We start from the raw sequence: 20,620 nt of genomic DNA, 5'->3' as shown, positions 1-20,620 counted from the left end.
GTGGATCAGGACGGGGAAATGTGGGTAATTCGGCAAATGAGATGACGGGGGGAAGCGGGCACCCGGCTAGAACCCGGCGACTCGACCACCCAATCGGGGTTTCCGGCATTGATGACCAATTAAGCGACTAACTATTTGACCTATAATTTGGTCTATTGATCGAGATCACCACGGCGACATCGGGACTGGTTCGCTTCACTTGGGAAATACGCAAAATGGAAAGCATCCTGGCAAGAGCCTCGATTGGTATTAGCGAGTTGAAAATGAACCCCATGGCAGCGATCGAACAAGCTGACGGTCCCGTCGCAATCCTCAACCGGAACAAGCCGGTTGCTTACCTGATTCCCGCCAGCGAATGGGAGGCGATCTGTGACCGGCTTGAAGACATCGAGCTTGCAGAGATCGCGCGGTCCCGCATGAACGACGAGATCGTGAGCGTCAAGCTTGAAGACCTATGAGCTGAAATTCCGCAAGAATGCGCTGAAGGAATGGAATCGCCTCGACGCCACGGTGCGAAGGCAATTGTCCCGAAAGCTCATGGAGCGGCTCGTCGAACCGCGTGTGGAGTCAGCCCGATTGAGCGATATGCCGGGCTGCTACAAGATCAAACTCGTCGCCTCCGGCTATCGGCTGATCTACCAGGTCATCGACGGCGAGCTTGTCGTGCTTGTGATCGCGATTGGCAAGCGCGAGGCGGACGCGGCATATCGGAAGGCCCATATCCGCCTCAAATGAAAGTGCCCGCAAATTGCGGGCACTCTTGTGGCTTTTCACTGCAATGCTTCCAGGAGAGCCTCAACCCGTTGCGCCGGTCGCTTAACCCGCCCCCACCACATTCACCACCTTCACATTGCGCGTATCCGGCACCTCGGCATACGACAGCACCTTGAGCTGCGGCAGGCTGCGGCGCAGGAAGCGCGAGAGCATCGGCCGCAGCGCATGCTGCACCAGCAGCACCGGCGCCAGACCCTGCACCTGCTGACGGCCCATCGCCATTTCCGTCTGCGTGAGCAGCGTGTGCGCGAGGCCCGGCTCCAGCCCCGGATTCGGCCCGGAGGTGAGCGTCTGCGACAGCACGCGCTCCAGATTCGCGTCGAGCCCCATCACCTGCATGTCGCCGCTGCCCGGGAACCACTGCTGCGTGATCGCACGTCCCAGCGAAATGCGCACCGCCGCCGTGAGATCGTGCGCGTCGGCCATGCGCGGCGCGTGTTCGGCGAGCGACTCCATGATGGTGCGCATGTCGCGGATCGGCACGCCTTCTTCCAGCAGATTCTGCAGCACCTTCTGCAGCGTCGTGACCTGCATGATCTTCGGCACGAGGTCGTCGACCAGCGACGGCGTGTCCTTCTGCACGCGCTCCAGCAGCGCCTGCACTTCGCGGCGGCCGAGCAGTTCGGCGGCGTGCGTCACGACGAGGTGATTCAGGTGCGTCGCCACCACGGTGCTCGAATCGACCACCGTGTAGCCGAACACCTGCGCCTGTTCGCGCATGTTCGAATCGATCCAGATCGCCGGCAGGCCGAACGCGGGATCGGTGGTCGGCGTGCCCGGCAGCACCGCGCTCACCTGGCCCGGGTTGATCGCCAGCCACTGCCCCGGATAGGCCTCGCCCGCGCCCACTTCGACGCCCTTGAGCGTGATGCGGTACGCGTTCGGGCGCAGTTCCAGGTTGTCGCGAATGTGAATGACCGGCGGCAAAAAGCCGATTTCCTGCGCGAACTTCTTGCGGATGCTCTTGATGCGCTTGAGCAGTTCGCCGTCGGTGTTCTTGTCGACGAGCGGAATGATGCGATAGCCCACTTCGAGACCGAGCGTGTCGATCAGCGCCACGTCGTCCCACGACGCCTCGGCGTTCTCGACCGGGGTGGCGGCGGCCGGCAGTACGTCCCCCAGCACGGCGCTCGCCTTCTTCGCCTCGGCGTTCTTCTTCATCACGCGGCCAAGCTGGATCGCGCCGCCGCCCAGCAGTAAAAACGCGAAGTGCGGCATGCCCGGGATCAGGCCCATCATCAGGATGATCGAGCCGGTGATCACCAGCACGCGCGGGTTCGTGAAGAGCTGGCCGGTCAGCTGCGTGCCGATGTCTTCGTTGGTCGCCACGCGCGAGACGATCACACCCGCCGCCGTCGAAATCACCAGCGACGGAATCTGCGCGACGAGGCCGTCACCGATGGTCAGCAGCGTATAGGTTTCGCCGGCCGCCGCGAACGGCATACCGTGCTGCACCACGCCGACGATCAGCCCGCCGATGATGTTGATCGCCATGATCAGGAGACCAGCGATCGCGTCGCCGCGCACGAACTTGCTCGCGCCGTCCATCGAGCCGTAAAACTCGGCTTCCTGGGCGATTTCGGTGCGGCGCTTGCGCGCGGCGTCTTCGTTGATGAGGCCCGCGTTGAGGTCGGCGTCGATCGCCATCTGCTTGCCGGGCATCGCATCGAGCGTGAAGCGCGCGGACACTTCCGCGATCCGCCCCGCGCCCTTGGTGATGACCATGAAGTTGATGACCATCAGGATCACGAACACCACGATACCCACGGCGAAGTTGCCGCCCACGAGGAAGTGGCCGAACGATTCGATCACCTTGCCCGCGGCGTCGGGGCCGGTGTGGCCTTCGAGCAGCACGATACGCGTGGACGCCACGTTCAGCGACAGGCGCAGCAGCGTGGAGAACAGCAGCACGCTCGGGAACGCCGCGAAATCGAGCGGCTTCATGGTGTACATGCTGACGAGCAGCACCATCACCGACAGCGCGATGTTGAAGGTGAACAGCAGATCCAGCAGGAACGGCGGCAACGGCAGGATCATCATGCCGAGGATCATGCAGATCAGGATCGGCCCGGCGAGTGCGCGCAGATTCGTGCTTTGCAGCATCTCTGGGCGCCGCGCGAGGAAACCGGTGCGGGCGTTCATTACGTTGCTCCTTCATTGCCGTCGCGCGCGGTGTCGGCGCGACCTGCGGTGCTTGCTTGATCCGGTGCTGCGCCTGCAGCGGTGTTTTTCGCGTTGCGTTTTGCCGCGTCGTCGTCGGGCGAGAGCGTTTCGCCGGCTTCTTCGGCGGCGTCCTCGTCGCTCACGCCACCCTTGTCGAGTTCCGGCGGCACGTCGAGATCGGTCGGCTCCATCGGCACGTCGCCGCCATGTTCGCGAAAGCGCTTGAGCTGATAGACCCACGCGAGCACCTGGGCGACCGCGCCGTAGAGCGGGCCGGGAATCTCTTTGTTCAGATCGACGTTGTGATAGAGCGCGCGGGCGAGCGGCGGCGCTTCGAGCAGCGGGATGTTGTTTTCGGTGGCCAGCTCGCGGATGCGCGCCGCCACGAGGTTCACGCCCTTCGCGACCACGCGCGGCGCGCGCATGTCGCCGTCGGTGTACTGCAGCGCGACGGCGAAGTGCGTCGGGTTGGTCACCACCACGTCGGCCTTGGGCACCTGCGCCATCATGCGGCGGCGCGCCATGGCGCGCTGCTGCTGGCGAATCCGGCCCTTCACGTGCGGATCGCCTTCGCTCTCGCGGTGCTCGCGCTTCACCTCTTCCTTGGTCATGCGCAGCTTGCGGTGATACGACCAGATCTGGTACGGCACGTCGATGGCCGCCAGCAGGAACATGCCCGCGACCGTCATGCCGCAGCACACCACGATCAGGTGGAAGGCGTCGGCGAAAGCGCGCGGCGCGGGCTGCATGCCCAGCCCCAGAATCTCCTCGCGATGGTTCCAGAGCGCCGAGCCGCCGATCGCGCCCACCAGCAGCGTCTTGATCATCGACATGCCGAGCTGCACCGGGCCGTTCAGGGAAAAGATGCGACCGAGACCCGTCATCGGATTGAGGCGATCGAACTTCACGCCGATCGACTGGGTCGAGAACAGCCAGCCGCCCAGCGCCATCGGCGCGAGCAGCGCGGCTGCGCCCGTCAGCGCAAGGACGGGCAGCACCGCGAACATGCCTTCGCGCGCGGCGACGCCGGCGCCCGTGAGCATGCGTTTGGTCTCGAAGGCGCCCGCGTGGTCGAACGTCAGCGCGCCGCGCAGCATGGTCTGCAGATGCCCGCCGATGGTGTCCGAGAGCAGCCATGCCCCGAAGCAGCCCGCCGATAGCAGCGCAAACGTGGAAAGCTCCCGCGAACGCGCAATCTGCCCCTCCTCGCGCGCCTTTTCGAGGCGCTTGGGAGTGGCTGATTCGGTTTTTTCGAGGTCGCTGTCCTCTGCCACAGATGCTCCGGTCGGCGGCGCACGCCGCCCGACACCCATGTGGTGACGGCGCACGCCCTTTTTCAGTGAGAGCGATTATTGCCCTGGGAGGCAAGCGACGATCGAAGGATCAGGACCGGGAAACCGGGGTATTTCGCCGGATGGGAGCGCGATTGAAGCGTGATTGAAGCGCGATGGGGCGAGATCAGCGCTTGAAGCGCGGCGCCGGACGCCGCGCTTCAAGCCTGCGGGGCGGGATCAGAACGCGACGTACGGCGTCTGCGTGCCGCCGGTGCCGGTCTGATCGATCCCGTAATACACGTAGCGGCCATAGAAGAACGGCAGGCCCAGGTCGAGACTCGAATTGGAACCAAACTGCCCTCCGAGGTCGTTGAACGCGAAGAAGCTGCTGTTGCCCAGCAGCGCCGACGCGCTCGCCACGTTGAAGCTGACGTTGCCCGAGTCGTTGTTCTGATCGACCAGCGTGGTGGTAAACGTGAGCGGCGGCGTCGGGCAATAGAACGAGCCGAGATCGCCGCCGCACTGGGCGATGGCGCTATCGGCGAAGAAAATGCCGTTCGAGCCCGAATCGAGGAAGGCGTTCAGCGAGCGGCCGTTGAAAGTCGTCGAAAGGTCGCCCCATGCGCTGGTCGCGAAGCGCTGCGAGGCCGCCAGGGCGTTGTTCGACTGGGTGCCGATGCCGAACACCAGCGTGCCCGTGGCCGAAGCCTGTCCGCTATTGGCGACGGGCGGCATTTGCAGGATCACGCCGTTGTTGTCCGTGGCGAAGTGCGCGACCGGGTTGGCCACCTGCTGCGCAAGCGCCACGGCCGTCTGGGCGCAGCTCGTGCCGTTCGCACACGCGAAGTAGTTGCTGCCCGAAGCCGTCACGCAGTTCTTGCCGCAATCCCACGGCGCGACGCCGATGCCCAGAATGCCGTTCGCGCCCAGCGCCGAGGTCGTGTTCTGCGCCGCGCCGATGTTCGCGCAGACCTGCGGCACCGACGACGTGGGGAGATCGCCGATCACCTGGATCGGAATCGCGCTGGCCGTTTCGCCGCCGATCTTGACGTCGGCGGTGCGCACCGTGCCCCAGGTGTAGCCGTCCGCGAACGCCGTGCATTCGGCCAGCGTGCTGGCGCCCGACGAGGCGTTCGGCAGCGCGCCCTGCATCGTGCTGTTCAGCGCCGTATTGAGCAGGCGCAGACCGTAGGAGCCGGTATCGACCTGGACGTTGGGCACGGTCTGGCAGGTGTTGCTGCTGGCCACGCAGACCGTCACGCTGACGGTGGGGATATTCGGCATCGAGTTGGTGACGCCGCTGTTGACCGTCACGGCAACGGTATTCGCGGCATTCGCGGCGATCGGCTGCTGGGTGGGACCGGCGGGCAGCGACGAGGTGTCGTTGCCGCTGCCCGAATTGCCCGAGCTGCTCGAACCGGAGCCGCCACCGCCACCGCCGCCGCAGGCGGCAAGCCCCGTCGCGAGCGCGAATACCGTGGCGAGGAAGAAGCTACGCGGCTCGCGCAAGGAGCGAGCGAGGGCGTTGAGGATTCCGTAGTTGAACACGCGTCGCCTCCCGTTCGTCATTGAATGTCGGACGTGCTGAAACCCGCCGGCAACGCCTGCGGCAGCCACGCCTGACCCGAGAACGCGCCCATGTGGCCGCCCGAATGCACGACGAGGCCGCTGTTCTCGACGGCGCCTGGCCCGCGCACGCCCTTGGCGCGACTCGCCTGCACGCCCGCGACGTACTGCGGAAAGTAGCTGCCGAGCAGCGCGGAAAGATCCGGCATCTGCGGCCCGCTCCATGCGACCGCGAACACCGTGCCCGCCGTCGTGAGGTATTCGCGCACGGCGGTGCCGTTGGCGAGCGTGGTTTCGCGCACGGTGTAAGCGGTGGACGTGCCGGCAGAGGAGGCAGACGAGATGCCGGACGGGGTGCTCTGGGTTGCCTGACGCGCCACCGAGGAAGCCGCGCCTGGCCCGGACGTCGTGTTGACGCTCGCCCCGGACGGCGTGCTCATGGGTGCGCCGCCGAGCGCGGCGCTGGCCGTTTGCGCGCCGCCCAGCACGCCCATTGCGCATAAAAGCGCGACGCCGAGGCGCGATGCCGCACTATCAAAAATCGAAGTGGATGAACGAGACGTGCCGGCGGCCGGTCCCGATACGCCGGGCGAACCGGCGCTGCGGGACGCAGCGGACACTTTGGTCGATGCTTGCGGATTCAAGGCGGCCCTCCCTCTCTCGGTGGCGCGTTCCTCCGCGCGGCGCGTGACGCCCACCGGCCCGAATCACGACAGCGGGCGACAGCAGAAGGCGGACGGCGGCTAGACGGGGAACGGCTGGCTTTGCTTCGTCGCACCGCTGCGGCATCCGTGGATACGCGGATGCGCGCTTGCGGTCGCGACGAGCGAACGTCCTCTAGTATGCCTGCCCCACATGACATGCAACAGTTGGCCGAAGGGCCAGAATGCACCCGGCGGCAAGGTTGTTAAGCGCCACGCATCATCCGCGCGCAACGCCGGATCGCGCGGCGCCCAACCCCGCCCAACCCCATCGCTACGTCAGAAACCGAGGCTAGCCAGCAGGTCGTCCACCTGCGCCTGATCCTGCATGACGTCGGCCTTGCCTTCCGGATTGATCTGCGGGCCGTTGAGCAGGCCTTCCGGGCTGCCCGTGCTCGCCTGCACCTCGGCCAGCGCCGCCGCCGTGGCCGCGAACTGCTCGCGCCGCTCGGGCGCGATGTTTTCGACCAGCACGGTCAGCAGTTGCTGCTCGATCAGATAGACCACGTCCATGATCTTCTTGATCACCTGCCCGGTCAGATCCTGGAAATCCTGCGCGAGCATGATTTCGAGCAACTGCTGGTTCGTGGCCGTGGTCGTCTGCGGCACCACGTCGAGGAACTTGCGCGTGTCGTCCATCAGCGCGCGCACTTCCTCGCGTCCGATCGGTGCGCCGTACCAGGTCGCCCAGCGCGCCGACAGCACCTTCGCGTCGGCTTCGAGCTTCTCCTGCATCGGCTTGGCCAGCTCGATCGCGGACAGCGCGCGCTCGGCGGCCTGCTCCGTCATGTTGACGACGTAGCGCAGCCGGTCGCGCGCGTCGGGCACCGCCTCGGCGGCGCGCTCCACGTGCTTGTCGAGGCCAAGCTCGCGCATCGAGTCGCGCAGCGTGCGCGTCAGCTGGCCGATGCGCGCGAGGATGCGGTCCGTCGCGAACTCGCCCGAATCGGCGCCGGCGTCGTCGTGCTGCCCGGCGGGCAGCGCCGCGGACGCATCAATGGGCTCGTTCACGCTCAGCTCCCGGTCTTCGCCATCTTTTCGAGGATCTTGTTGAGCTTCTCGTCGAGCGTCGCCGCCGTGAACGGCTTCACGACGTAACCGCTCGCGCCTGCCTGGGCGGCGGCGATGATGTTTTCCTTCTTCGACTCGGCGGTCACCATCAGCACCGGCAGATGCGTGAGCGTCGCGTCGGCGCGGATTTCCTTGAGCATGGCGAGACCGTCGAGGTTCGGCATGTTCCAGTCGGAAATCACGAAGTCGTAGCTGCCGCCGCGCAGGCGCGCGAGGCCCGCTGCGCCGTCTTCGGCTTCATCCACGTTCGCGTAGCCCAGTTCCTTGAGCAGGTTGCGGACAATCCGGCGCATCGTCGGAAAATCGTCCACCACCAGAATCTTCATTCCCTTATCCATCTCGGTTCCATTCTCCAGGCTAAAACCCGGGCAATTATCCAGACAAGCGCGGTGCCTATCCAGATAAATTAATCGTGATCGATCGCACAGTCCTTACAGAGTCGTGCGATTTCTCGAAATATTGGCGCGCAAATACTGCGCCGCGTGCGTCAGACGCGCTGGACGCGGTCGCCCATCGAGGCGAGACGCGTCATCACGCGACGGCTCATCTCCGACAGCGAGGCGATCTCGTCGGCGGCGCCGAGCGCAATCGCTTCGCGCGGCATGCCGAACACGATACAGCTCGCCTCGTCCTGCGCAAGCGTGAACGCCCCCGCCTTGCGCATCTCCAGCAGGCCCGCCGCGCCGTCACGGCCCATGCCCGTCAGAATCACGCCGATGGCGTTCTTGCCCGCGTGCTGCGCCGCCGAGCGGAACAGCACGTCCACCGACGGACGATGCCGGTTCACCGGCGGGTCGTCGGACAGATGAGCGATGTAGTTCGCGCCGCTGCGCGCGAGCAACAGGTGGGCGTGGCCCGGCGCGATGTAGGCATGGCCGGGCAGCACGCGTTCGCCGTGTTCCGCTTCCTTCACGGTGATGCGGCACAGCCCGTTCAGGCGCTGCGCGAACGACTTCGTGAAACCGGGCGGCATGTGCTGCGCGATCAGCACGGCGGGCGCGTCGGGCGGCAGCGGCTGCAGCACTTCGCGGATCGCCTCGGTGCCGCCCGTCGATGCGCCGACGATGATGAGCTTTTCGGTCGAAACGAGCGGATTGTTGATCATCGGCGCGGCGGCAGCCGGCGCATGCGCGTGTGCGGCATGTGCGCCCGCGTGCGGCGCGGCGCCGGCGCCCGGCGCGGCGGGCGCACGCACGGGTGCGGCCGGGCGCACGCGGGCACGCGACGCGGCGCGCACCTTGTCGGCGAGCTTTTCGGCGTAATCGAGCATGCCGTCGCGAATGCCGACCTTGGGCTTGGTCACGAAATCGACGGCGCCCAGTTCCAGCGCGCGCAGCGTGATTTCGTTGCCGCGCTCGGTCAGCGACGACACCATCACGACCGGCATCGGACGCAGGCGCATGAGCTTCTCGAGGAAATCGAGACCGTCCATGCGCGGCATTTCCACGTCGAGCGTGAGCACGTCGGGGTTGTGCTGCTTGATCAGCTCGCGCGCCACGAGCGGGTCGGGCGCGGTGGCCACGACGGTCATGTCCGGCTGGCTGTTGATGATCTCCGTCATCAGGCTGCGGATCAGCGCCGAATCATCGACGCAGAGAACCTTGATTTTTTGCACAGCGTTCACGCCTCCTCTACTGTCCTGGCGTTGTCATGTCCGAAACCCGGACCCTGACTGGATGGCCGCGTGGCCTGCGCGGCGCCCGCACCGAACAGCTCGATGCGCGGGCGCGCCGGCTGCGGCGCGGATGTTGGAAAGGGGTTGCCGCCTGCGCTGCCGGCCGAACCATTCGCGCCGTTGAGCCCGAACAGCTCGACGCGCGCACGCGCCCGCGCGAGGCGCTCGGCGCGTGCTTCGGCGCTTTGCTGGGCAAGCTGCTGCTCGCGCTCGGCGACGCTCGTTTCCTGCGACAGGCGCAGCTTCTTGACCATCACCTGGCCCGTGCGCGGCAGGAATGCGACCTTGCGCGGATGCGAGCCTTGCAGATCCTCGGCGACGATGCGGATGCTTTCGGTCGCCAGATAGCGGCGCACGAAGGCCGAGTTGCGATCGCCGATGTTCATGGTGGTCATGCCCGCCAGCACGGCGGCGCCGCCGAACACCTTGGCCTCGAAGCGCTCGCGGCGCCCGCCGGCCTTGATCAGCTCGTTGATGAGCACTTCCATCGCGTAGGCGCCGTAACGCATGGCGTCGGAGGCCGCCGTCGGCGTGTGGGCGGCGTCGGCGCCGTCGTCGGGCAGCATGAAGTGATTCATGCCGCCGATCCCGGCGGTGCGGTCCTGAATACAGGCGGCCACGCACGAACCGAGCACGGTGACGAGCACCATGTCCTCGTTCGTGGTGAAGAATTCGTTCGGCAGCAGTTTCACGCCGGGGCGCTTGAAGTGCGCGTCGAAGTAGCGGTTGGTCGCGATCGGCAGGCGGGCGCTCATGCGGTCGCTCCCAACGGTTCGGTCTTCGCGGTGGCATTCGTTGCGCCCGCGCCGCGGCCGCGCGTCAGTTCGTAGACGGTCTGGCCGCGCAGACGGAACGCCTGCGTCACATACGTGAAGTTCTCCGAATGACCCGCGAACAGCAGGCCGTCCGGCTTCATCAGCGGCTCGAAGCGCGTGAGCACCTGCGCCTGGGTCGGTTTGTCGAAGTAGATCATCACGTTGCGGCAGAAGATCGCGTCGAAGGTCGTGCGCAGGCCGTAATCGGCATCGGTCAGGTTGAGCTGCTCGAACTTGATCATCTGGCGCAGCTCCGGGCGCACCTTCACGAGTCCCGCGTGCGCGCCCGTGCCCTTGAGGAAGAAACGCTTGAGGCGCTCGGGCGTGAGGTGCTTGACCTGATCGTAGGCATAGACGCCCGCGTCGGCCTTGGCGAGCACCTGGGTATCGAGGTCGGTCGCGAGCACGCGCGCTTCACGCGCGGCGCGCTCGCCGAGCGCTTCGATCAGCGTCATCGCGATCGAGTACGGCTCTTCGCCCGTCGAGGCCGCCGAGCACCACACCGACACCGGCTGCGAACCCCGCCGCTTGACGAAATCGGCGAGGATCGGAAAGTGATGCGCCTCGCGAAAGAACGCCGTGAGGTTGGTCGTGAGCGCGTTGGTGAAGGCTTCCCACTCGTTCGCGTCGTTGCGCTTTTCGAGTTCGTCGAGATAGTCGCGGAAGCTGTCGAGGCCAAGCGCGCGCAGACGTCGCGCAAGACGGCTGTAGGCCATGTCGCGCTTGTGGTCCGACAGCGAAATGCCGGCGCGGCGGTGGATCAGCGCGCGGATGCGCTCGAAGTCCGCCGAGGTGAATTCGAAGTCGCGCGCGGCGCCCTCGCCGCCGATGCCGGGCGCGCCCGCGCGCGGGGCGTCGGCCTGACGTTCGGGGCGATCGGTGCGATCCTTACGATCGCGACGGGAAAAACGCAGCGCGTTCATGATGCCGCTCCTGCGCGCCGCGCGCGCATGTCTGCTGCGTTCATCGAATCTTCCATGGCCGTTGCCGCCTGGCCGCTCGCCTGCAATGCGTGCGGCGCATGCGCGGCGCGCGCCGCTTCCGCCGCCCTGCGGGCAGCGGCGCGGGGCATTTCCGGCCATCCTTGTGCGCTCATTTGCATTGCTGTGCTCGTCGCGATATGCGTGATTCAAGGGTTCCGCCCGACGCGGAGGCTCAGAACGTTTCCCAGTCGGAGTCGTCCGCCGCGGACGGCGTCGTGCTGGCGATCTGCGGTTCGCTGCGTGCAGCCGCTGCCGGCTTGAGCAACGGCTTTGCCGCGCTCACTTCAGCCGCCGGTTTGGCCTGCGATGCGCGCTTCGCTGCGGCGGGCTTGGGCGCTGCCGCCTTGACGGCGGGAGCAGCCGATGCGGCGGGCGCTACCGGTGTTGCAGGCGCTGCCGCACGCACTGCGCGCGTCTCGCCGCTGTGACTCGCGCTGTGACTCGTGCCGTGACCCGCGCTGTGGCCCGCACCGTGACCCGCGCTGTGGCCATTCGTGCGCCACGTCGCCAGCACGCTCTGCAGGTTGCGCGTCTGCTCTTCGAGCGAAGCCGCCGCTGCCGCCGCTTCTTCCACCAGCGCCGCGTTCTGCTGCGTGACGGTGTCCATCTGCGTGACCGCGCGGTTGACCTGCTCGATGCCGCCCGACTGCTCTTCCGATGCCGCGCTGATCTCGCCCATGATGTCGGTCACGCGACGCACGGCCTGAAGGATGTCGTCCATCGTCGTGCCCGCGCGGCCCACCAGTTGCGATCCGCTCTGCACTTTCTCGGCGGAATCGTTGATGAGTTCCTTGATTTCCTTGGCCGCGCTCGCGCTGCGCTGCGCGAGGCTGCGCACTTCGCCCGCGACCACCGCGAAGCCGCGGCCCTGCTCGCCCGCACGCGCCGCTTCGACGGCGGCGTTGAGCGCCAGAATGTTGGTCTGGAACGCGATGCCTTCGATCACGCTGATGATGTCCACGACCTTCGCCGAACTGGCGGCGATGTCCTGCATCGTCGACACCACTTCGCCCACCACCGCGCCGCCGCGCGTCGCGATGTCCGAGGCGTTCACGGCGAGCTGGCTCGCCTGGCGCGCGTTGTCGGCGTTCTGCTTCACGGTGCCCGTGAGCTGCTCCATGCTCGACGCCGTTTCCTGCAGCGACGCGGCCTGCTGTTCGGTGCGCTGCGACAGATCGGTGTTGCCCATGGCGATTTCGCGCGCGCCGACGTCGATCGAGCCCGCGCCGGTATGCACGGCGGACACGAGCGTCACCAGGCTGTCCTGCATGCGCTTGATGCCCGCGAACAGACGCCCGATTTCGTTGTTGCTATAGACATCGATGCGCTCGGTCAGATCGCCGTGCGCGATGCGCTCGAACGACTGCACCGCGGCTTCGAGCGGCTGCACGATCAGGCCGCGCAGCGCAAAGCGGATCGTCACCAGCAGCACCAGCGCCACCACGATCGCGCCGCCGATCAGCGAGCGCATCAGCGTGATCTGCGAGCGCGCGCTTTCTTCGCGCGCCTGCGCGCCGTCCTGCAATTGCTGGGCGATCGGCGCCGCCGCGTTGTCGTAATCGACGAACATCGGGCTGATCTTCGCGTCCGAGATCGCGTGATAAGCGGCCTGGTCGTTCGCGCGCAGCGCGGCGAATTCAGGCTGCACGCCGTCCTGCAGCAGCGCCGCGCGCTTCGCGTTGAGCGCGTCGAGCGTGGCGGCGTCGATGCCGGCCTTGGGCGCGGAAACGAAGGTCTTCCACGCATCATTCGACTTGCCGAGCAGAAAATCGGCGCGGTCGATGACCTTTTTGGCTTCGTCGTTCTGGCCGGCTGCGTAGAGCGCGTTGACGCGATCGAGCGAAACGCGCGAGCGCAGCAGATACGACGATGCGTCGTTGAGCGAATGCATCGCGACGAGGTCGCCGCGAGCGATGGTCGCGAGCGAATCGCTCGCGTTGCCGAGCGCGATAAGCCCGAGCGCGCCGACCAGACCGGTCAGCGCCAGGAGAATGACCCCGAAGCCCGTAAGCGTCGTGCGGATCGACCATCTTTGCAGCATCTCGTTTGCTCCTGTCCTGTGCGGCGTAATCGGATTAATCGCGGATTGATCGCCGGTCGATAGCAAGTTGATCGCGGAAAGCGCTGGAGGAAAGCGATACGGCGTTGGCGGTTTTGCCGCTCTTAAGCGGCGGCTTGTCCGCTCTTCCTCTAGCGCGGGCCTTGCGGCCTCACCCCCGTTGCAACAACCTTGCTCCGTCCCTGATGTCGATGTGCCCTGTCTTCTACGCTCGCGCGCCTTAGACGCCCAGCGCTTCGATCAGCGCCATCTCGCGGCTCGTCATGAGCTTCTCGATGTCCATCAGGATCAGCATGCGGCCGTCCACCGTGCCGAGGCCCGTGAGGTACTCGGTCGTGAGCGTGGCGCCGAATTCCGGCGCCGGCATGATCTGGTCCGTCTGCAGCGTGAGCACGTCCGACACGCCGTCCACCACCATGCCCACCACGCGATGCGCGACGTTCAGGATGATGACCACGGTCTGGTGGTCGTACTCCACGCGGCCGAGGTGGAACTTGATGCGCATGTCCACGATCGGCACGATGATGCCGCGCAGATTGATGACGCCCTTGATGAACTCGGGCGCGTTGGCGATGCGCGTCACGCTCTCGTAGCCGCGGATTTCCTGGACCTTGAGAATGTCGATGCCGTACTCTTCCGCGCCCAGCGTAAAGACGAGGAATTCCTGACCGCCTGCGTCGGCCTGTTGCGCGTCGCGGCGGTGCGCGCCAGCGACTGCGCCCTGTGCGCCGCCGCCCTGGATGGAATGGACTTCTGCCACGTTAGCCCCTGAACGGTTGGGAAATGGTTGGTTGATGCGTGCTCATGCCGGTGCGCCTCTTCACGCGAATTCGGCGAACGAGCCGGAGTTCGCTCCGCCGTGCGAGCCGACGGCCACGCCGTGCGACGCGCGCGTTTCGCGATTGAGCGCGGCTACGTCGACAATCAACGCGACGCTGCCGTCGCCGAGAATCGTCGCCGCCGAAATGCCGTGCACCTTGCGGTAATTCGTTTCGAGGTTCTTCACCACGACCTGCTGCTGGCCGACCAGTTCGTCGATCAGCATCGCGAAGCGGCGGCCCTCGGTCTCCATGATGGTGACGATGCCCTGCGTCGGGTCCGTGCGCGCGCCTTCGACATTGAAGACGCCATGCAGCGCGACGAGCGGCAGGTATTCGCCGCGCACGCGCACCACGCGGTCGCCGTTGGTGACCGTGTAGATGTCCTCGTGGCGCGGCTGCAGCGACTCCATCACGAAGTTCAGCGGCAGGATGAAGATTTCGTTGCCGACCTTCACCGACATGCCGTCGAGAATCGCCAGCGTGAGCGGCAGCACGATGCGCGTGGTGCTGCCCTTGCCCGCGTGCGAGGTGATCTCGACGTGGCCGCCCATCGACTGGATGTTGCGCTTGACGACGTCCATGCCGACACCGCGGCCCGACACGTCGGTCACCTGTTCGGCGGTCGAGAAACCCGGCAGGAAGATGAGGTTCCAGACCTCGTCGTCCGACATCGTGTCGCTGACCTGCATGCCCTGCTTGGCCGCCTTGGCGAGAATCTTGTCGCGGCGCAGGCCCGCGCCGTCGTCGCTCACCTCGATCACGATGTTGCCGCCGTGGTGCGCGGCGGACAGCACGAGCTGGCCGGTGCCGTCCTTGCCCGCGGCGCGGCGCGCTTCCACGGTTTCGATGCCGTGGTCGAGCGAGTTGCGCACGAGGTGGGTGAGCGGGTCGATGATGCGCTCGATCAGGCTCTTGTCGAGTTCGGTCGCCTGACCGAACGTGACGAGTTCCACTTCCTTGCCGAGCTTCGAGGCAAGGTCGCGCACCAGACGCGGGAAGCGGCTGAACACGTAATCCATCGGCATCATGCGGATCGACATCACCGCTTCCTGCAGATCGCGCGCATTGCGCTCAAGCTGCGCCATGCCGTTGAAAAGGCGGTCGTGCAGCGCCGGATCGAAGGTGCTGGTGGTTTCCGCCAGCATCGCCTGCGTGATGACGAGTTCGCCCACGAGATTGATGAGCTGGTCGACCTTCTCCACGCCGACGCGAATCGAGCTGCCTTCCGCCGAGGCGGCGGCAGCCGCGCGCGGCTTGCGTTCATGTTCGGTGGCCGACGCCGCGGCGGCCGGTGCGGCTGCGACAGGCGCGGGCGCGGCGACCGGCGCAGCAGTCGGGGCGACAGACGCTGCGGGTGCGGCCGGTACGATAGCCGCATCCGGCGCGGGCGGCACGGCAACCGGCGCCGGCGCCGCCATGGCGAGCGGCGCAGGCGCTTCGGCTGCAGGTTCGGCATCGCCTTGCGGCGCGGCGCCACGGCCGATCGAAATCTGGCTTTCGTCGATCACGAAGCAGCACACGGCGATGATGTCGTCCGAGGTCACGTCGGTTTCGAGCCACAGCGTCAGGTCGTCGCCCGTCTTCACCTGGCCGAGGATGCGGCCCAGGTTGCCGAGTTCTTCGGCGAGCAGTTCCTGATCCTTCGCGCCCACGCGGCGCAGCGTGATGCGCAGATGCGGGCCTTCGGCTGCGGCGCCGCCCGCCGCGGGTGTCGCGGGCGCGGCGGCGAGCGCTTCGTCGACGACGTGATCGGGCACGCTCGCGCCGCCGCTGTTCGTGATCGCGAAGGAGGCCGGACGGTGCGCCTCGAACGCGGCTTCGAGGTCGTCTTCCGCATCCACGACGGGCGCGGGCGCGGACATCACGGGAGCCGGAATCGGCACGATGGGCGACGGCGGCGGCGCGACGTCCGGCACGGCGATGCCGCTGCTTTCCGCGTTCAGGCGCTCGAGCCTGGCGCGCATGGCGGCGGCCGTCGCCGCGTCGGGCTCGGCGCTCGCGCGGTAGGCCGCGAGCTGGTCGGACAGCACGTCCTTGGTTTCGAGGAACACGTCGACCATGTCCGTGCGCAGCACGATTTCGTTGTTGCGCGCGCGGTCGAGCAGCGATTCGAGAACGTGGGTCGTCTCGGTGAGCGCCGTGAAGCCGAACGTCGCCGCGCCGCCCTTGATCGAGTGCGCCGCGCGGAAGATCGCCGCCAGATCCTCGGGGTCGGGCTGGCCGACGTTCAGGTTCAGGAGAAGCTGCTCCATCTGTGCGAGCAGCTCGTCCGCCTCGTCGAAAAACGTCTGGTAGAACTGAGTGATGTCGAGAGTCATTGCTCTTTCACCGCAAGTGATGCGTGGGGGGCGTGCCGTGGATTCCGCTTCCGGGTCCTGGTCCATGCACTGCCGTCAGTGCAGGGGCAGGATCTGCGTGCGGTCTATCGCAGCGCGCCTGATGTCAAGGTTGCGTTTCGCCCAGCGCGCTCGCCAGATCGACGAGCAGCTCGGGGTCCACCGGTTTTTCGATCCAGCCAGTCGCGCCCGCTTCGCGCACGGCGGCCTTGAAGCCTTCGTCCGATTCCGTGGTCAGCACGAGGATCGGCGTTTCCTGGTACGACGGGTTCTCGCGCAGCCGCTTGATCAGGTCCAGCCCGCCCATGCGCGGCATGTACAGATCGGTGAGCACGAGGTCGAAGCGCTGCGCGAGCGCATGCTCAAGCCCCTCTTCGCCGTCGTTCGCCGTCGTCACTTCGTAACCCGCCGAACCGAGCGCCGCACACAGGATTTCCCGCATGGATGCCGAATCGTCGATCGCCAGAATATTTCTGATCATCCGTTCCTCGTTCGCGCTGTTCGTCCGCTGTTCGTCGCTGTTCGTCGCTGTTCGTCTGTTCGCGCCAGCCTTACGGCGTGGGCTTGCCCGGCATGACAGGCGCGATGCCCGCGGCCGCCGGCGCGAGCTTCACGCTCGCGGGAGCCACCGGCGCCACGCCCGGCGGCGCCTTCGTCACGTTCGGCCCCGCCGGCGTTGCCGCAGTCGCGCCCTGCGAGATCGCGGGCAGCAGCGACTTGCCCGAACCCGCGGCATCGTCCGAGAGCGTGGTGGCCGTGGAGTCGTCGCGCTCCAGGGCGTCTTCCGACTTCTTGTTGAGCACGATGATGCTGATGCGGCGGTTTTCCGGATCGAGCGGATCGGCCTTGTTCAGGTTCTGCGTGGAGGCCAGTCCCAGCACGCGCAGCACCTTCGATTCGTCCATGCCGCCCGCGATCAGCTCGCGGCGCGAGGCGTTCGCGCGGTCGGCGGACAACTCCCAGTTGCTGTAGCCGCTTTCGCCGCCTGCGTACGGCACGGCGTCGGTATGGCCCTGCACGACGATGCGGTTGGGCACGTCGTTGAGCGTCTTGCCGATCGCCCGCAGGATGTCGCGCATGTACGGCTCGACCACATCGCGCGCCGTCGCGAACATCGGCCGCTTCTGCGAATCGACGATTTCGATGCGCAGGCCCTGCAAGGTCGAATCGACGCGGATCTGCTGCTTGAACTGGCGCAGCACCGGGTTCGCCTCGATCGCGGCCATCAGCTTGACCTGCAGGTCGTGCAGACGCACTTCTTCCTTGCGTTCGAGCGAGCCTTCCAGCTGCTTCGTGGCGTCGTCGTCGTTGTGCTTGACGCTGCTGCGGTCCGTGCGCGACATCGTGCCGTCGCTGCGGCGCGTGACGCCGTCCTGCTGCGAGGAGATATCGCGCCCGCCGCCCTTCACGATCGACGAATCTTCGGCGCTGCGATCGCCGCCCCAGAGCGTGACCTTCAGCGGCTGGTTGAAGTAGTCGGCGATGCCCTTCAACTGCACCGTCGATGCCGAGCTGAGCAGCCACATCAGCAGGAAGAACGCCATCATCGCGGTCATGAAGTCCGCATAAGCGAGCTTCCATGCGCCGCCGTGGTGACCGCCCTTTTTCGGGGCGGCACGCCTGACGACGATCGCGCGGTCCTTGTTGTTGCTCATCTCGGCTTCCTCTTACTCGCCTGGCCTTTACGTCGCTTTTGTCGCTTTTACTTCGCCTTCACGCGGCGCACGTGCTCTTCGAGTTCCGAGAACGACGGACGCTCGGTCGAGAACAGCACCTTGCGGCCGAACTCGACGGCAATGGCGGGCGCGTAGCCATTCAGGCTCGCGAGAATCGTCACCTTGATGCACTGGAACATCTTGGTGGACTCGGTCACGCGCTGCTCGGCGAGCGAGGCCAGCGGGCCGATCAGGCCGTACGAAAGCAGAATCCCGAGGAAGGTGCCGACGAGCGCCTGGGCGATCATCTCGCCGAGCACGGCGGGCGGCTTGTCGGCCGACGCCATCGTGTGCACCACGCCCATCACCGCCGCGACGATACCGAACGCCGGCATCGCGTCGCCCACCTTCGCAAGCGCATGCGCGGGCGCTTCGCCTTCGGCGTGGTGGGTTTCGATTTCCTCGTCCATGAGGCTTTCGATCTCGAACGCGTTCATGTTGCCGCCCACCATCAGACGCAGGTAGTCGGTCAGGAATTCGACGATGTGATGGTCGGCGAGGATCTTCGGATATTGCGTGAAGATCGGGCTTTTTTGCGGATCGTCGATATCGGCTTCCAGCGTGAGCGTGCCTTCCTTGCGCGCCTTCGCGAGCAGGACGTAGAGCAGCGCGAGCAGCTCCATGTACACGTCCTTGCTGTACTTCGAGCCCTTGAAGAGCGCCGGCAGCACGCGAAGCGTGGCCTTGATCGTCTTGATGCCATTGCCGAGGATGAACGCGCCGAGGCCCGCCCCGGCGATCATCAGCACTTCGACCGGCTGCAGAAGGGCGGCAAGGTGGCCGCCCTCCATGACATAGCCGCCGAAGACGCAAACGAGCGTCACGAGTGTTCCAACGATAATCAGCACAGACGGGTCCTCACTGGAGAATATTGCGCTGCGAACCGCGATTGGCCCGCTCCCTTAGTTGGGTTTACGGCACGGGCCGGAAAAACTTTGGGATTGGATGGACAGGCGGCCCGCTCGCGCAAAGCGAATTGGGGCCGGGTTCATCAGCCGCGCCGCGCGGTCGTGCCGTCAAGGCGGCAAGCGGTGTGGCGCGGGCCAATTTGTCGGCGGAATGCGGCGACAATCTGTCGCCATTTTCCCGCGCTGGCGCAGCCCTGCCTCAAGGGGCGCCGCTGCCGGACTACGGCAGCGCGGGCGGCGGGGAAGCGGCAACGGCGTTGCGCCGCGTGCGCCCGGCGCGCGAGGGCGGCTGGCACAGGCCGCACACGTAGTAGCGCTGCGGCTCGTGTGCGTGCGCAACGAAGCGCCCGCCGCAACGCGTGCAGCGCGTCATCTGCAAGAGTCCCGAGGCAAAGTAGCGCACCAGCGTCCAGGCGCGCGTGAGGCTCAGGGCGGGCTCGTCCTCCTGGATGCGCACATGTTCGAGATAGAGCCGGTAGCTCTTCACGATTGCACGCACGGAGTCGCAGCGGCCCTGGCCGCTCATGAACAGGTACGTGTTGTAGAACAGCGAGGAATGTACGTTGGGCTGCCACGTCATGAACCAGTCGGTCGAGAACGGCAGCATGCCCTTGGGCGGCGATTCGCCCTTCACTTCCTTGTAGAGCCGGATGAGGCGATCGCGCGACAGCGAGAGTTCCGCTTCGAGCAGTTGCAGCCGTGCACCCAGTTCGATCAGCTCGATCGCGAGCGCGATCTCCTTGACCTCAAGCACCACACTTTTTGTCGCCATCAGGCTCCCGCATCGCCCCGCTAATCGGTCCGCACGCGGACTCTGGTAAAGGCGCGCGCGGCTCGCCTGAAGCGGGCGCCGCGCCCGAGCGGCGCTCAGCCGACCCGCTCGACGCTTTGGCCGGCCATCAGGATGGCGGAATGGGTCTGCGCGGATTTGCCCTTGTCGGCGAGCGCGCCCAGGATGGCGTGATCGTCGAAGCGGAAGCGGCAAAGCAGCTGGTTGGATGCAGCAAGACGCGCGGTTTGCGCGAAGGTGAGATTGGCCAGCACATCGGCCAGCTGGGCCGAAATGCCCATCCGGAACATGCCTGTCGGACGGTCCTCGCGCAGCAGTCGTTGCGCGAGCAACAAATAGGACAGATTGACTTCCTTGATCTCGCTGAGCATGTCGCTTGGCGTCGTCGCGCTCATGGATTCCCCCGAATTCGAAACGTAGCGGCTGGTCAGGCCTGATACGGAAACGTTTGCCCGTCAAACTGAGTGCGCGACAGGCGCACAGCAAAGCAAACGGCCCGCTTAGTGGTCGTCCCTGCATTGTGGCGAGGGCACTCGCAAAAGAAAATCGGAAGGATGCCGCGACGCGATGCCAGAAAAACTTCCCTTTTTGTGTAGGAATTTTTCTGACAATCGGTAGAGAAAGAAGGATGGAAGCCGAACAACTAATGCCGCTGGCATATCAGGCTATTCCTCTGCGGATTATAAAAGGCTTTTCACTTGCGTGTAACCGGCTGTAAAGCAGGTCAAAGCACATTTACTTACGGGGTCGAAACATTTCGGCGCGTCCGGGCACATGAATTGCGCTCAGCCCCCGCCAGGAGGCATCACGTCTTGCAACGGCCGCTTATCAACGGGTGTATCCCGCTGTAACAACTTTAAGCGTTTGCAAAACAGCTCGTCACACACTTTCAGACGTCCATAATTGGAATCAGGGATAACCCGATACCGCAGTGCCCACATTTTTCCGTTGGATTGTCGTTGCCGACAC

19 protein-coding genes are annotated in these 20,620 nt (G+C 65.9%); 2 read left to right on the top strand and 17 right to left on the bottom strand.

The window, feature by feature from the left end; translation table 11 throughout:
• The first annotated feature begins 215 nt into the window (after nt 1–215).
• Both B0G62_RS18990 and B0G62_RS18985 read left to right on the top strand, forming a co-directional pair.
• Nucleotides 216–458, top strand: coding sequence for a type II toxin-antitoxin system Phd/YefM family antitoxin (locus B0G62_RS18990; RefSeq protein ID WP_103705761.1), 243 nt, complete (start codon nt 216–218; stop codon nt 456–458).
• Nucleotides 445–735: a type II toxin-antitoxin system RelE family toxin gene (locus B0G62_RS18985; RefSeq protein ID WP_103705760.1), complete on the top strand. Its 291-nt coding sequence runs from the start codon at nt 445–447 to the stop codon at nt 733–735. The genes B0G62_RS18990 and B0G62_RS18985 overlap by 14 nt, the downstream gene beginning before the upstream one ends.
• Nucleotides 736–816: 81 nt before the next feature.
• Here the strand turns inward: B0G62_RS18985 and flhA are convergent, their stop codons facing one another.
• The 17 genes from flhA to flhD all read right to left on the bottom strand — a co-directional run bounded on the left by flhA (nt 817) and on the right by flhD (nt 20,046).
• A complete protein-coding gene (gene flhA, locus B0G62_RS18980) occupies nt 817–2,916 on the bottom strand; it encodes a flagellar biosynthesis protein FlhA (RefSeq protein ID WP_103705759.1) in 2,100 nt (699 codons plus the stop codon).
• Nucleotides 2,916–4,211 carry a flagellar biosynthesis protein FlhB gene (gene flhB, locus B0G62_RS18975; protein ID WP_103705758.1) on the bottom strand — a complete coding sequence of 432 codons (1,296 nt, stop codon included), beginning with the start codon at nt 4,209–4,211 and terminating at the stop codon, nt 2,916–2,918. The genes flhA and flhB overlap by 1 nt, the downstream gene beginning before the upstream one ends.
• A gap of 237 nt (nt 4,212–4,448) precedes the next feature.
• On the bottom strand, nt 4,449–5,720 hold the full coding sequence (locus B0G62_RS18970; protein WP_244193307.1) for a DUF3443 domain-containing protein: 1,272 nt from the start codon (nt 5,718–5,720) through the stop codon (nt 4,449–4,451).
• Nucleotides 5,721–5,776: 56 nt separating this feature from the next.
• Nucleotides 5,777–6,271, bottom strand: a complete 495-nt coding sequence (locus B0G62_RS18965) for a DUF2844 domain-containing protein (RefSeq protein ID WP_103705756.1) — start codon at nt 6,269–6,271, stop codon at nt 5,777–5,779.
• Between the two features lie 486 nt (nt 6,272–6,757).
• The gene (cheZ, locus tag B0G62_RS18955) at nt 6,758–7,489 is read right to left on the bottom strand and encodes a protein phosphatase CheZ (RefSeq protein WP_103705754.1); all 732 of its coding nucleotides are present in this window, start codon (nt 7,487–7,489) and stop codon (nt 6,758–6,760) included.
• A gap of 2 nt (nt 7,490–7,491) precedes the next feature.
• Nucleotides 7,492–7,887: a chemotaxis response regulator CheY gene (cheY, locus tag B0G62_RS18950; RefSeq protein WP_103705753.1), complete on the bottom strand. Its 396-nt coding sequence runs from the start codon at nt 7,885–7,887 to the stop codon at nt 7,492–7,494.
• Nucleotides 7,888–8,036: 149 nt separating this feature from the next.
• Nucleotides 8,037–9,173, bottom strand: coding sequence for a protein-glutamate methylesterase/protein-glutamine glutaminase (locus tag B0G62_RS18945; RefSeq protein ID WP_103705752.1), 1,137 nt, complete (start codon nt 9,171–9,173; stop codon nt 8,037–8,039).
• Nucleotides 9,170–9,979 carry a chemoreceptor glutamine deamidase CheD gene (gene cheD, locus B0G62_RS18940; protein WP_103705751.1) on the bottom strand — a complete coding sequence of 270 codons (810 nt, stop codon included), beginning with the start codon at nt 9,977–9,979 and terminating at the stop codon, nt 9,170–9,172. The genes B0G62_RS18945 and cheD overlap by 4 nt, the downstream gene beginning before the upstream one ends.
• On the bottom strand, nt 9,976–10,962 hold the full coding sequence (locus B0G62_RS18935) for a CheR family methyltransferase (protein ID WP_181315610.1): 987 nt from the start codon (nt 10,960–10,962) through the stop codon (nt 9,976–9,978). Before B0G62_RS18935 ends, cheD begins: the two co-directional genes overlap by 4 nt.
• Before the next feature lie 232 nt (nt 10,963–11,194).
• Entirely contained in the window at nt 11,195–13,063 is a 1,869-nt protein-coding gene (locus tag B0G62_RS18930; RefSeq protein WP_103705750.1) for a methyl-accepting chemotaxis protein, read from the bottom strand.
• Nucleotides 13,064–13,301: 238 nt separating this feature from the next.
• Nucleotides 13,302–13,841, bottom strand: coding sequence for a chemotaxis protein CheW (locus B0G62_RS18925; protein WP_103705749.1), 540 nt, complete (start codon nt 13,839–13,841; stop codon nt 13,302–13,304).
• A 60-nt stretch (nt 13,842–13,901) separates the two neighbouring features.
• Nucleotides 13,902–16,220 carry a chemotaxis protein CheA gene (gene cheA, locus B0G62_RS18920; RefSeq protein ID WP_103705748.1) on the bottom strand — a complete coding sequence of 773 codons (2,319 nt, stop codon included), beginning with the start codon at nt 16,218–16,220 and terminating at the stop codon, nt 13,902–13,904.
• A 124-nt stretch (nt 16,221–16,344) separates the two neighbouring features.
• Nucleotides 16,345–16,719 carry a response regulator gene (locus tag B0G62_RS18915; RefSeq protein WP_103705747.1) on the bottom strand — a complete coding sequence of 125 codons (375 nt, stop codon included), beginning with the start codon at nt 16,717–16,719 and terminating at the stop codon, nt 16,345–16,347.
• Between the two features lie 70 nt (nt 16,720–16,789).
• Nucleotides 16,790–17,893 (bottom strand): flagellar motor protein MotB, encoded by a 1,104-nt coding sequence (gene motB / locus B0G62_RS18910; protein ID WP_103705746.1) that lies wholly within the window; start codon nt 17,891–17,893, stop codon nt 16,790–16,792.
• Between the two features lie 47 nt (nt 17,894–17,940).
• A complete protein-coding gene (motA, locus tag B0G62_RS18905) occupies nt 17,941–18,801 on the bottom strand; it encodes a flagellar motor stator protein MotA (protein WP_103705745.1) in 861 nt (286 codons plus the stop codon).
• Between the two features lie 280 nt (nt 18,802–19,081).
• Nucleotides 19,082–19,633, bottom strand: coding sequence for a flagellar transcriptional regulator FlhC (gene flhC / locus B0G62_RS18900; RefSeq protein ID WP_103705744.1), 552 nt, complete (start codon nt 19,631–19,633; stop codon nt 19,082–19,084).
• Nucleotides 19,634–19,728: 95 nt separating this feature from the next.
• Nucleotides 19,729–20,046, bottom strand: a complete 318-nt coding sequence (gene flhD / locus B0G62_RS18895) for a flagellar transcriptional regulator FlhD (protein WP_103705743.1) — start codon at nt 20,044–20,046, stop codon at nt 19,729–19,731.
• Nucleotides 20,047–20,620: the final 574 nt, after the last annotated feature.

This window comes from Paraburkholderia eburnea (assembly GCF_002917095.1).
GTDB classification, from domain to species: Bacteria; Pseudomonadota; Gammaproteobacteria; order Burkholderiales; family Burkholderiaceae; genus Paraburkholderia; species Paraburkholderia eburnea.
The sequence above is the reverse complement of the archived record's forward strand: the minus strand, read 5'-3'. Positions and strand labels throughout refer to the sequence as shown.